Origin of the sequence: Enhygromyxa salina, assembly GCF_002994615.1 — a bacterium.
Taxonomy (GTDB): Bacteria; Myxococcota_A; Polyangia; order Nannocystales; family Nannocystaceae; genus Plesiocystis; species Plesiocystis salina_A.
The window spans coordinates 1-12,193 of the sequence record NZ_PVNK01000233.1; the positions used below are offsets into that span (position 1 = coordinate 1).

A 12,193-nucleotide genomic window follows, 5' to 3' on the forward strand; every position below is an offset into this window, starting at 1 on the left:
GTGTCGCCTCGCGCCGGAATTTTCGCCGAGGGCGCGAAGCCAAAACGCCGCTGTACCGGGCGTACTGCAAGTTTGGGCGACAAAGCCCTCGGCGAAAAGGCCAAGCGAGGCGGCGCGAGGCATTGCAGCCCGGGCTGCTAGCCCACGATCAGGGCCGTGGCGCCAAGCAGGACGAGGTAGGGGACGAAGGGCAGCATCCCGAGCTTCTCGATCAGCCGCAGCAACAGCTTCAGCGCCCCGAGCCCAACCACGAAGCTGACCACGAAGCCGAGCACGAAGGGCCCGGCGGCGATGTCGAGGGGCGCGTCGCCCCCGAGCAGCTCGAGCGCCTCCTTCCCGGTCGCGGCCGTGATCGCCGGGATGCTCAGCAGAAACGAGAAGCGCGCCGCCCGGGCGCGACCGAGACCAAGCGCCAGCCCAGCCGCGATCGTCGAGCCCGAGCGCGAGACCCCGGGCGTCACGGCCAGCAGCTGGGCGAAGCCGATCACCAGGGCGTGGCCGAGCTTCGGGGCCGCGCGCAGCTCGTCTTTCGGCGTCTCGCGGCGGTGGGTGAAGCCCAGCAGCGCGGCGGTCAGCAGCAGCGCGCCGCCGATCCAGCGGACCTCGCCCTCCATGCGCACGACCAGCTCCTCGACCCCGGGCAGCAGCACGATCCCGAGCGGGAGCGAGCCGACGATCAGCGCCAGCCACATCCGTCGCGCCCAGGGCACGGCCTCGGCGTCGAACAGCCCGCGCGCGAGGTCGAGGAGGTCGCGGCGGTAGACGAGCAAGACCGCGAGCAGCGTGCCCGCGTGGACGACGATGTTGAAGCTGTGGCCCGCGGTCTCGGCGTCGACGCCGAGCCAGGCCTCGGCGAGGGACAGGTGCCCCGACGAGGAGATCGGCAGAAACTCGGCGACCCCCTGGAGCGCGCCGAGGAACGCGGCGAGGCCGTAGCTGAGCTCGGCGCCGGGGCTGGCGAGCATCGCTCGCTTGTAGCGCGGCCGCCCGGTCCGACCAAAGAACTCGCGCGCTGGCGGACCCCACCCGCAGTCGCTATCGTCCGACCGTGCGCTGGCTGATCGCAGGTGTCGCGCTCGTCGGCCTGGTCCAGGCCGTGGTCTGGATCGGCCAGCCGAGCGCCCCCGCGACCCGGCGCCTGCTCGGTGTCTTCGTTGCTCCGGCCGCGCTAATGTTGCTGGCCATCGCGCTCGCTGCAGTTCGTGTCCCCGCGCTGTTGTTCTGACGCGCACGCCGGCTCCACGCCCGGTGGGTGCCCACGCGGGGCTTGACGGCCCCCTGCGCCCGAGATCGACGGTCGCGCGCTCGCTTCATTTTCGCCCAGCGGTTGCAGCGCTAGCCCTGAATCAAGGGCTGTGCGCTCGACTCAGGCCTTCGAACCTTCGGCGGCGAAGCCCCCTCGGCTCACCCCCTCCGCTCACCCCGGGCTGCGAGGCATTGCACCCCGGGCTGCTAGCAGGGGGTCTTGTGCGCGGGTGTTTGGTGCTAGTTTGGTGGGCCATGGGAACCGACGCGGAGCGGGTGCAGCTGTGCCTGTCGCTTGCGGCCTACGCGGGACTGAGCGGTGAGCCAGCCCGGCGGGCCGGCGCGCTCCATCGCTCGATCGCCGCGCAGCTGGCGAAGATCCCGGCCACGCGCGAGCACGAGATCGTGTGGGGCCCGGCCAGCTTCCGCGTGTGGTGGCAGCCGAGCTCGCCCTCGCTGGTCGTGTTCGTGACCCGTCCGATCCAGGCCGGTGAAGACGACTGCTACGTGGTGATCCGCGCGGGCGCGCCGGTGCCGGTCTGGGATCAAAACCTCGAGAGCTTCGGATGCCTCGCGCAAGAGCCGTGGGTCTGGACGCGGCGGGCGGGCAACCTCGCGCCCGCGGTCTGCGGCGGCGTCCACCGACGGCTCGACGTGATCCGCGAGCTCACTCCGGAGGAGCAGCTGCCCGGCGCCGGGCGCAGCCTCGCCGAGCTCCTCGCCGGCTGCGTCGGCGAGCTCGAGGGGGACCGCAAGCTCCCGGTCCACGTCTGCGGTCACGGCGTCGGCGGGGCCATGGCCACGGCGGTCGCGCTGTGGCTGCACGACACCCAGGGGCCGGTGACCGCCCGCGACATCGAGTGGGATCCACGGCACCACGCCAAGCTCCACTGCATGGCCTTCGCCGGGCCCACGGCCGGCAACGCGGACTTCGCGACCTACATCAGCGAGCGCCTCGGGCCCGAGCTCGAGCTCATCCACAATTCCCTCGATTACGCGCCACTGCTGTGGGACACCCAGACCATGGCCGGAATCGCCGGGCTCTACCGGAGCCACGTCGAGGAGATCAGCGTGGTCGAGGCGGTGGTCGAGGCGCTCGGCAACCAGCTCGAGCGCCACGGCGTCGAGTACGAGCAGCCGCCCGCGCGGATCCTGCCCGGGCAACTCAACGTCGAGCTGCCGCCCACCTTCATCGCGCAGGCCGAGTACCAGCACCTGCACGCCTACCCCGAGCTCCTCGGCCTCGGCGCGCAGATCGACATCGACGCGATCCTCGATCGTTGCTCGGGCACCGACGACGGCCCGGTCGCGCAGTAGCCCCGTGCCGCGTCCGGTCGCCAACCCACCCAACCCGTGGCTGTCGAGTCACGTCGAGTGGCTCGGCCCGCCGCCCGACGCGAAGCTCGAGGTGTTCGAGGAGCAGGCCAGGTCGATCGTCAGCAACAACGACAGCCCCGACATCCCGTTTCGCTGGTCGATCAACCCCTACCGCGGCTGCTTTCACGGCTGCGCCTACTGCTACGCCCGGCCGACCCACGAGCAGCTCGGCTTTGGCGCGGGGACCGACTTCGAGCGCAAGATCGTGGTCAAGCAAAACGCGGCGGAGCTGCTCCGGGCACGCTTCGAGCGGCGCTCGTGGACGGGGGAGGGGCTGATGTTCTCGGGCGTGACCGACTGCTATCAGCCGCTCGAGGCCGCCTACGGGCTCACGCGCGCCTGCCTCGAGCTCTGCGCCGAGTATCGCAATCCCGCCTCGGTCATCACCAAGGGCGCGCTGATTCGGCGCGACGTCGAGCTGCTCGCGCGGCTCGAGCACGAGGCCGCGGCCTCGGTCACGCTCTCGGTCGGGTTCGCGGACGACGAGCTCGCGCGCCGGATCGAGCCCTGGGCCAGCCCGCCGAGTCGGCGGCTCGCGGCCATGCGGGCCCTGGCCGACGCGGGCGTCCCGGTCGGCGTCTCGGTCTCGCCCGTGATCCCCGGTCTCAACGACGAGCAGATCCCCGAGCTCCTCTCCCTGGCCAAGCAAGCGGGGGCGCGCTGGGCCTTCTTGATCCTGCTGCGTCTGCCGGGCTCGGTGTTGCCCGTGTTCGAGCAGCGCCTGACCGAGGCCGCGCCCCTGCGCGCCGCCAAGGTCCTGCGCGCGCTCGAGGACCTCCGCGGCGGCAAGCGCAACGACGCACGCTTCGGCGCGCGGATGCGCGGGCAGGGGCCGCGCTGGCAGGCGATCGAGTCGCTGTTCGAGGCCCACCGCCGCCGCCTGGGCCTCGCGTACACGCCGCGCGGGCCGATCGCAGAGGCCCAAACCTTCCGGCGCCCGCGTGCCCAGCGCGAGCTGTTCTAGTCTTGTCTTGAAGGGGCCTTTCGAAAAGGCCCCTCGCTGCGGCGGCGAAGCCCCCTGCGCTCGTACTCGTCTTCAAGCGCGCCGATCTCTGCCATCGAGTTTTTCTTCCGCGGGCGTCCTCGGGTCGGGCTACATAACCGGGCACCAGACACCGCCATGATCACGCATCAGCATCGACCCATCTTCTGCGCCCTGACCCTCTCGCTGGCCCTGACCACCCTCGCCGGATGCAAGAGCGAGATCGACGACAAGCCGAAGGCCAAGGTCGAGGACGCCGAGAAGCCCGCGACCAAGGCTGACAAGGGGGAGGCTGGCGACGACCAGCCCGACGCCGCGAGCAAGACCCTGACCCTCGACGCGGCCAGCTCGAAGATCGGCTTCATCGGGGCCAAGATCACCGGCGACCACAAGGGCAGCTTCGAGGCCTTCGAGGGCAGCGCGACGGTCGACGAGGGCAAGATCGCGTCGGTCGAGATCAACGTCGACGTCGACTCCATGAAGACCGACGCCGAGCCCGATCTCACCAACCACCTCAAAAGTGCGGATTTTTTCGACGTCGCGGAGTTTCCCACGGCCAAGTTCACCTCGCTGAGCATCACCGAGAAGGCCGGGGAGGGCGGGGCGACCCACGAGATCGCCGGTAACCTGGAGCTCAAGGGCCAGGCCAAGAAGGTCACCTTCCCGGCGACCCTCGAGGTCAGCGACGCCGGCGCCCACGGCAAGGCGGAGTTCTCGATCGATCGCAAGCTGTGGGGCATCGACCACCCGGGCAAGCCCGACGACCTGATCAAGGACGAGGTCGCGCTGCTGCTCGACCTCAACTTCAAGTAGGCGCGATGCCCGTCGTGTGGCCCGTGGCGTGGGCGGCGTAGTAGCCTGTCTTCGTGCTGCAAGTTCGGGTCCCCGACGTCGCCAAGCTCCGCAGCGGGCAGGCGCGCAAGTTCGCGTTCGAGCGCGACGGCGAGGCCTGCGAGGGCTTCGTGCTCCGCCGCGGCCCGGATCTGTTCGCCTACAACAACCGCTGCCCGCACTGGCGCGTGGATCTCGACATGGGTGAGGGCCGGTTCTACTCGGCGCTCACCGACCGGATCTTTTGCAGCAGCCACGGCGCCCTGTTCGTCCCGAGCACCGGCTACTGCGACGCCGGGCCCTGCGTCGGCGACCAGCTCGAGCGCTTCGAGCTCGAGCTGGTCGGCGATGACGCCGTGATCACGATTTCCGCCACCGCTGGTTGGTCATGACCCCCCGGCCGCCCTGTACTTTGCGACGCACGGCCGCTGTGCGGCCGCTGCGCTCCCTCGCTCGGCGGGCCCTCATGTGCGCTGCGAGGGGATGCGTGGCCCCTGAAGGGGCTCGAGACGCGTGCTCGAACACTTGTCTTCTGTGTCCGTGGCATGCGCCCCGCGCGGAACGATCGAGCAAGTAAAGACCCCCACAGCCGCTCCGCACCTTTCCACGCAGCGGTCGTGCGTGGCGAAGTGCAGGGCGGCTGTGGGGGTCTCTACCCCTCAGACGAGCTCGCGGCGGGCGAACTCGCGGCGCAGCTTGATGAGCGCGCGCTCTTGCAGCTGGCGGATGCGCTCGCGCGACAGCGAGTGACGCTCGCCGAGCTGGCGCAGGGTCATCGGCTCGAACTCGCTCTCGCCGACGTCGCCGCCGTCGATGCCGTAGCGCCGACGGAGGATGTCCAGCTCGATCGGCTGGAGGCTGATCAGCGAGTCGTAGAGGTGGTCGCTGAGGGTCTCGAGCTCGAGGACATCCGCGACCTCGGGTGCCGTCCCGTCTTCGAGGCGGTCGAGCATGCCGCGGCCGTCGTCGTCACTCGATGGCGCGTCGAGGCTCACGGTCCCGTCGAGGGTCAGCTTGCTGAGCTTGCGGACCCGGACCTTGCTGAGCCCGGTCTCCTTGGACAGCTGCGGGATCGTTGGCTTCTCGCCGGTCTTAGCTTCGATCTCGCGCGTCGCACGGCGCAGGCGCTGGAGGTCGGCGGAGACGTGGGCCGGGAGCCGGACCGTGCGCCCCTTGTTGGCCAGCGCTCGGTTGATCGCGTGGCGGATCCACCAGGTCGCGTAGGTCGAGAAGCGGTAGCCGCGGCGGCCGTCGAAGCGGTCGACGGCCTTCATCAGGCCGAGGTTGCCCTCCTGGACGAGGTCCTGGAGCGGCATCAGGCCGTGGTCGAAGCGCCGGGCGATCGTCACGACCAGGCGCAGGTTCGCCTTGACGAATTTGTTCTTGGAGTAGCGCAGAGCCTGGTTTGCGGCGCGCACGCGCTGGATGTAGCGGGCGAAGGGCTGGCTGCCGCGCGGGGGGTAGGTCACCGGCAGCGTCACGCAGGCGCGGCGGTTGGCGTCGATCGCCTCGAGGTCGGCGGCGACCATGTCGGCGTACTTGCCGTCGAGGTCGAGGTCGGCGAGGACCGCGGCGAGGGCTTGCTGGGCCGCGTGGTAGGCCTCGCGGTTGGCCTTGGTCTCGCGGTCGCGGTAGGCGCGGGAGCAGGTGTTGATCTGCTCGAGCTCCTCGGTGGGGATGTTTTCTTGATTATCTTCGGCGAGCGCGGCCTGCAGGACCGAGACGATCCCGGCGACGAAGGGCGGGTAGGACAGCAGCGCCTTCCAGCAGCTCAGGCGGCGCTCGGCGATCTCGGCCGCGAGAGACTGCTCTTGCTCGGGCGTCAGCACGTCGACCTTGGACACGTCGCCGAGGTAGGCGCCGAGCGGGGTCTCCGATTTACGCTGGGTGCTGGGTCGGGTCGAGGTGGGGTTGTTGTTGGTGCGTGCCATGTCCGCTCCTTGTCTTCTTGCTTGCGAGGGAAGGCTTGGCGAGCTAGGGAACTGAGGTGTTCGGTCCCGCTTGCACGCGGGATGTGGACCACTCTCGAGTTCCTTGGCAGATGAGCTCATCTGCCAGCTCGGGTAGAGCCAAATACGAAAGCCAGGGGTTCATTGTTTCGGACCCGGTCTTCGACCCGGGCGCCAGTGGGCGTGAGCCCACGCGTGAATTCGGGTGAGCCGCGATCACTCGGCCGTCGAAGTCGGCGTCTCGGTGATCCCTTCGACCCATGCCCGAACCACTCTGCACATATCGGGCCGAGTCTTCGACGCGGGGAGCCTTACGCAAGCCAACCGATGTTCTGAGCGATCTACGCACCCTTGTAGGGTGTTCGAGCGGCGTCGGCCAGACCGCGCGGTGGATGCCGCGAAGGCGAGGGCTCGGCGCAGATGGCTGCTGGACGGCGGATCGAACGAGTTTCGCCGATCGGAGGGGCGAGTCGCGAGCGATGCGTAGTGTGCTGGCGGCCCGGCCGCGACGGCCGTCGATCGTGGTGAATGGACTAGCCAGGGCAGCGCTGCGCAAGGCACGTATGGGGCTGAACTCCCCAGCCATCACCGGGAAAATGGGTCGAGGTCGGTGCCGCGCATGCGAGTGTGGCATGCGCGAGTGCGGAACTGGAACGGGGCGTTGCATGGGCGTTGCCCGATCTGAACGCACCGACACAACCAGCGCAGACCGGTTTGCGCCGGTGCTGAGCTATGGTTGGGCGATGTGTCCTCGAACCCGACGACGCCGTCGGAAGAGCGCGCGCACAGCCTCGCTCGACTCCGGCCGCGGGGGCATGACGGCGATCGGGCTGGCGTTGACCAGCCTGGTCATGATCGCGTGTGAGGCCAAGGTCGAGGGCGTGCCCGAGGGTGCGCTCGCGCGGGTCGGCGAGGTCGTGATCGAGCCCGAGATGGTCGAGGCCACCCACGCTCAGCTCGACGCCTTCGGCCAGGCGCGCTTTCGCGGGCCCCACGGGCGGCGGGCGCTGATCGACGCGATCATCAGCGAGGAGTTGCTCGTTCAAGAGGCGCGCGCGGCCGGGCTGGCGGATGATCCGCGCGTCGAGTGGGCGGTGCTCGAGGAGCTCGCCGAGCTTCAGCGCGCGGCGATGCTGGAGCGCCGCTTGCCGCGGGCCGAGGTCGCCGCCGACACCGAGGCGTTGCGCGCTCGCTACGAACGCGAGCGCGAGCGCTTCACGGTGCCCGAGCGGCGGCGCATGCGGGTGGTCCGAGTCGAGACCTGGGGCGAGGGCGAGCGCGCGCTCGTCAGGCTGCGGGCCGGCGAGCTGACCCTCGACGAGTTCGCCGACGAGCTCGTCGCGGAGCACGGCGAAGACCGGGCCAGGATCGCGCGGACGCCCCTGATGAAGCGCGACGACCACGAGTTCCCCGCCTACCATCGGCTGCTGTTCGACGCGGGCCTCGGGGTCGGCGAGTTCGTGCCCTCACCGGTCCTCAGCGGCCAGGTCGTGCTGATCGGCGAGGTCGACGAGATCGAGCCCGCGCAGGTCCGCCCCTTCGAAGATCCGGACGTCCAGGAGCAGCTGGTCACCGCCGAGCGCGCGGCCCGGCTGGTCCCGATCGAGGCCGAGCTCCTCGCCGAGCTGGCCGCGCGCTTCAAGTGAGGGGCGCGTCTTGTCGCGCGGGCTTGGCGGGTGCTATGCGGGAGGGGTGCGCGCCCTCGCCCGACGCTCGATCCTCACGCTGCTGGTCGTGACCCCGGCGCTGCTCGTCAGCCCCGGCGCCGCCGCCGAAGGTGTGGTGCTCGATCGCATCGTCGCCGTCGTCAACGACGACATCATCCTGAGCAGCGACCTCGATCTGTGGATGATGTACGACGACCGGGTGCTCGCGGAGCTCGCCCAGCTCCAGAGCCAAAAAGCGAGCGAGGACCAGATGGTGCGCAAGCTCGACGAGCTCCAGCCGGTGGCCCTCGACGAGCTCGTCGCGCGCAGGCTGATGCTCGCCCAGGCCCCCAACTTTCAGATCTCGGCGACCGAGACCGAGGTCGACGCCTACCTGCAGAACCTCGCGCGCAACGCCGGGCTCGGCGGGATCCCCGAGCTCAAGCGCGCGGTCGAAGAGAGCCTGCGCTACGGGACCTGGGCTCAGTACCGGGCCAAGCTCCACGACGACATCATCATCTACAAGCTCCTGGGCATGCTGCTCAACGTCGCCGTCAGCGACCAGCAGGTCCTCGATCGCTACCGCCAGCTCAGCAAGGGCGAAGAGGCGCGCATGAAGGTCCGTCGCCTGGCCTTCCAGGCCGCCGACGACCCGGCCGAGCGCGACGCCCAGCTCAAGCTGGCCAAGGCCGTCGTCCGTCGCCTGGCTCAGGGCGAGGAGGTCGAGGCGATCGCGGATGAGCTCGGCCAGGCTGGCGAGCTCGAGGAGCTCACGCGCAGCTCGGTGTCGCGGCCGATCGGCGAGCGCCTGTTCGCGGCGACCGCGGGTGACGTGGTCGGGCCGCTCGAGTCCGGCCAGGGCTTCTTGGTCTTCGTCGTCGACGAGGTCATCAGCTCGGACCTGCTCGGCTTCGAGGAGGCCAAGGAGCCGCTGCGCGAGCAGATCTACGAAGAGGTACGGACCAAGGCCGAGGCCGACTTGCGCGAGCAGCTGCGCAGTCGCGCACACGTCGACATCCGGTTGTAAGAGGACCTGCGCGGCCGGTCGCGTCCTCGCTGCGCTCGGTCGCTCGGTCGGCTGGGGTGAGCTTCGCAGCCGGGGTGCTAGCAGCCCGGGTTTTTATGGGACGCGCGCGCGCGCGGTGAAAAAACGAATTGTGCGGCACAGACCCGCAGGAGGGGGCCGGGGCCGGGCGCTGACACCGATCGAAGCCACGAACTTGCCGTTTGAGCGGGAGTGCGCAAGATCAGCAGGGTGGCGAGCGTGTCGCCGCCCCACCGTCGGCCCCGCCGGATGATCCGAACAACCAAGCCCGGCTCCGCGACCAGCGGGAGCAGCGTTCGCCTGCCGCTCAGCTCGGCCCGGCGGGTGCCGCTGTTCGTGCTCTCGCTGATGGTGCTGGGCGTCCTGGGCCTGGGTCTGTGGTGGCCCCGGGCGGACGTCGTCGATGCGTCGCCCGAGATCGACGTGAGCCCCGAGCCTCCGTCGTGGGTCGAGGGGCTGGTCCTGATCCCGACGATGATCACGGTGCCGACGCCGGACGACAGCCTCGAGGCTCGGCTGGCGGCCTTCGCTCGCCGAGTCGAGGCGGTCCGGGCGACCGTCGAGCCGCCGCTGGTCGCGTTTAACTCGGAGTCGCTGCGCGAGGACATCGAGGGCACGATCGGGCGCATCGATGATCGCGCGCAGGTCTCGGTTCACATCCGCGATCTCGACTCGGGCCGGGTGCTGTTCGACTACTACGGCGACACGCTGCTCAACCCGGCCAGCAACCACAAGCTGCTGACGACCTCGGCGGCCCTCGATCTGCTCGGGTCTGACTACGTGTTCGAGACCCGGGTGATCCTCGTCGGCGAGCGCCTGTACCTGATCGGCGAGGGCGACCCCACGATCGACGGCGAGGCCCTCGCCGAGCTCGCCGCCGCGGTCGCCGAGCGGGTGCCGGTTGCGACGATCTCGGAGATCGTCGTCGACGACAGCGCCTTCTCGCCGCGGGCGTTTGGGCCGGGCTACAACCCCGAGGGCTGGGGCGCCTCCTACCTCGCCCCGAGCGGCGCGCTGAGCCTCAATTTCAACACCGTCGAGATCACGGTCTACCCGATCAAGGGCCAGCGCAAGCCGGCGGTCGCGCTCGAGCCCGACAGCACCCACGTGGTCGTCGACAACGCCACGCGCTTCGCCCAGGGTCAAAGCGAGCTCGACATCCGCTCCCACCGCCAGGCCCCCGAATCCGCGGACGACGAGACCCCGCGCGAGGCGGTGCTGACTCGCGTCGAGGTCAAGGGCTCGCTCGGCGCGGGCAGCCGCGGCTACAAGGTTCGGCGGCGGGTGGTCGATCCGGGCATGTACACCGGCGGCGCGTTCTCGCTGATGCTCGCCGAGGCCAGCCAGAGCGAGCGCCTGCCGGTCCGCATCGGTCAGGCCCCGCGGGTGTACCTCGACGCGCTCGCCGAGGACCACGGCGACGGCGACCACCTCGAGCTCCCGCAGCTGCTCGACCACGACGAGGACGCCGACGTGCTCCTGGTCGCGGTCCGCCGGAGCCCGCCGCTGATCGACATCGTCAGCGGCGTCCTGGCCTACTCGAACAACTTCATGGCCGAGCAGATCCTCCGGACCCTGGGCTGGCGCATGACCGGGGACCCGGGCGACTGGGACAACGGCAGCGAGGTCGTGCGGGGCTACTGGGAGGCGCTCGGCAACGACCCCGGCGGGCTGGTGTTCGAGAACGGCGCGGGCATGAGCTCGGTCGGGCGGATCACGACCACGGGCCTGGTCGATCTGATGGCCGTCGCCGCCCGGACCCAGACCGCGGGCGCGAGCTTGATCGACGCGCTGCCGGTCGCGGGCACCGTCGGCACGGTCCGGACTCGCCTCGGCCGCTCGGGCAAGCGCGTCCGGGCCAAGACCGGCACGCTCAATGGTGTCAGCGGGCTGACCGGGGTGATCACGACCGAGGCCGGTGAGCCGCAGGTGGCTTTCTCGATCTTGATCAACGTCCGCGAGGCCGACCATATCGCCGCGCAGAGTCGACGGGCGATCGAGGACGCGATCGTCATGGCGGTGCTCGGGCACATCGACGGCTGGGAGGCCACGCGCGGGGAGATGATCCTCGACCTCGAGCCGATCGCGGTCACGCCGGTGGAGTGAGCTCAATCGGTTTCCGCGCGATGGAGTCGATGTTGCGCGCGTTGATGAGCGGCGCGACCTGAGCTCCCCGCGATTGCGAAGGGCGCTCCTTCAATGCTTGTTCGGTGAACGTGGACCAGGTCTCAGCGTCGATCAGTTCGTCGTCGCGCAGCCGTCGTCGGCTGGCCGGGTCTCACCGAGCTCGGCCGCGACAATCCCAAGCCCTACCAGCGCCATCATGAGGGACGCCAGGACACGGTCAGCATCGTTGCGATCTCGCCAGTAGTCCGCGAGCGCGAGCAGGGGCAGCGCCGCTCCGAACAGGATCGCCCAGGTGAGGCGCCCCTGTGAGAGCAGCTCGTAGGTGTTCCACGCACCCACGAGCAGGATCATCGCCACCGTGCCGCGCCTGGCTAGATTGCGAGTCACGGGCACTCCACGTGGGTGGGATCAGCCAGTTCGCCACAGGTGCAGATGGTGGCGAGAATGGCGATCGGGCACCAAAGGGCGAGCCTCGCACAGCCGAGGACGGCACCACCCGCCGCAGCAAAACAGGTGAATTTGCCCTCCTGGGGAGGCGACCCGATCTCCAGCGCCAAGCCGATCGCCTCCAGTCGTTGCTCGATTGTGTCGGTGGTGAGATTTGATTTGATGACGCTGACCTCGCCGGCGTCGTCAACGACGATATCGAAGTAGCCATCATCGAAGTCGACGGCGATGGTCACGCCGTTGCCTTGCGGAACCACCAAGATAGAGCCGTTTAGCGTCTCGTGAGCATCGTACGCGAGTACCTCGGCGCCCTGCTCGCTGATGTGGATTGAGGCGGTCGCGACATCGTACTCGTGCGGGTCGGGACCGGGCGCCGCAAGCAGCAGCGCGACGACTGTTGTGTGTAACATCGGTGCCACCGTAGGACCCACTACACGCCGATCAATACCGGGCGAAATACTTGCATGGGCGGGGTGGGGGCCGGCCGGCTCGGGCCGCCGAGCCCCAAGCGGCGCGCTACTCCGACTCGGGCTCGGGCAGGGGG

General features: G+C 69.7%; 12 protein-coding genes. 8 read left to right on the forward strand and 4 right to left on the reverse strand.

What is annotated here, in order from left to right; genetic code table 11:
• Nucleotides 1-137: 137 nt before the first annotated feature.
• Nucleotides 138-965 carry an undecaprenyl-diphosphate phosphatase gene (locus ENSA5_RS27025; RefSeq protein WP_106394575.1) on the reverse strand — a complete coding sequence of 276 codons (828 nt, stop codon included), beginning with the start codon at nt 963-965 and terminating at the stop codon, nt 138-140.
• Nucleotides 966-1,048: 83 nt separating this feature from the next.
• Here ENSA5_RS27025 and ENSA5_RS38330 point away from each other — a divergent pair, with 83 nt between their 5' ends.
• The 5 genes from ENSA5_RS38330 to ENSA5_RS27045 all read left to right on the forward strand — a co-directional run bounded on the left by ENSA5_RS38330 (nt 1,049) and on the right by ENSA5_RS27045 (nt 4,827).
• Entirely contained in the window at nt 1,049-1,225 is a 177-nt protein-coding gene (locus tag ENSA5_RS38330; RefSeq protein WP_181198184.1) for a hypothetical protein, read from the forward strand.
• A 275-nt stretch (nt 1,226-1,500) separates the two neighbouring features.
• Nucleotides 1,501-2,562: a lipase family protein gene (locus ENSA5_RS27030; protein WP_106394576.1), complete on the forward strand. Its 1,062-nt coding sequence runs from the start codon at nt 1,501-1,503 to the stop codon at nt 2,560-2,562.
• 4 nt (nt 2,563-2,566) lie between these two features.
• The gene (locus ENSA5_RS27035) at nt 2,567-3,586 is read left to right on the forward strand and encodes a PA0069 family radical SAM protein (protein WP_106394577.1); all 1,020 of its coding nucleotides are present in this window, start codon (nt 2,567-2,569) and stop codon (nt 3,584-3,586) included.
• Between the two features lie 156 nt (nt 3,587-3,742).
• On the forward strand, nt 3,743-4,417 hold the full coding sequence (locus ENSA5_RS27040) for a YceI family protein (protein WP_106394578.1): 675 nt from the start codon (nt 3,743-3,745) through the stop codon (nt 4,415-4,417).
• Nucleotides 4,418-4,470: 53 nt separating this feature from the next.
• Nucleotides 4,471-4,827, forward strand: coding sequence for a Rieske (2Fe-2S) protein (locus tag ENSA5_RS27045; protein WP_106394579.1), 357 nt, complete (start codon nt 4,471-4,473; stop codon nt 4,825-4,827).
• Nucleotides 4,828-5,094: 267 nt separating this feature from the next.
• On the opposite strand, the gene ENSA5_RS27050 is transcribed toward ENSA5_RS27045, so the two are convergent.
• A complete protein-coding gene (locus tag ENSA5_RS27050) occupies nt 5,095-6,366 on the reverse strand; it encodes an RNA polymerase sigma factor RpoD/SigA (RefSeq protein WP_106394580.1) in 1,272 nt (423 codons plus the stop codon).
• A gap of 833 nt (nt 6,367-7,199) precedes the next feature.
• Between ENSA5_RS27050 and ENSA5_RS27055 the strand changes: the two genes are divergently transcribed.
• The 3 genes from ENSA5_RS27055 (at nt 7,200) to ENSA5_RS27065 (ending at nt 11,181) form a co-directional block, all read left to right on the forward strand.
• On the forward strand, nt 7,200-8,030 hold the full coding sequence (locus ENSA5_RS27055; protein WP_106394581.1) for a peptidyl-prolyl cis-trans isomerase: 831 nt from the start codon (nt 7,200-7,202) through the stop codon (nt 8,028-8,030).
• Nucleotides 8,031-8,076: 46 nt separating this feature from the next.
• On the forward strand, nt 8,077-9,057 hold the full coding sequence (locus ENSA5_RS27060; RefSeq protein ID WP_146156166.1) for a peptidylprolyl isomerase: 981 nt from the start codon (nt 8,077-8,079) through the stop codon (nt 9,055-9,057).
• 267 nt (nt 9,058-9,324) lie between these two features.
• Nucleotides 9,325-11,181, forward strand: coding sequence for a D-alanyl-D-alanine carboxypeptidase/D-alanyl-D-alanine-endopeptidase (locus ENSA5_RS27065; protein WP_181198185.1), 1,857 nt, complete (start codon nt 9,325-9,327; stop codon nt 11,179-11,181).
• A 132-nt stretch (nt 11,182-11,313) separates the two neighbouring features.
• On the opposite strand, the gene ENSA5_RS27070 is transcribed toward ENSA5_RS27065, so the two are convergent.
• Both ENSA5_RS27070 and ENSA5_RS27075 read right to left on the reverse strand, forming a co-directional pair.
• Complete coding sequence (locus ENSA5_RS27070; RefSeq protein ID WP_146156167.1) at nt 11,314-11,589, reverse strand: hypothetical protein; 276 nt, start codon at nt 11,587-11,589, stop codon at nt 11,314-11,316.
• Nucleotides 11,586-12,059, reverse strand: a complete 474-nt coding sequence (locus ENSA5_RS27075; protein WP_106394585.1) for a hypothetical protein — start codon at nt 12,057-12,059, stop codon at nt 11,586-11,588. The genes ENSA5_RS27070 and ENSA5_RS27075 overlap by 4 nt, the downstream gene beginning before the upstream one ends.
• Between the last annotated feature and the right edge of the window lie 134 nt (nt 12,060-12,193).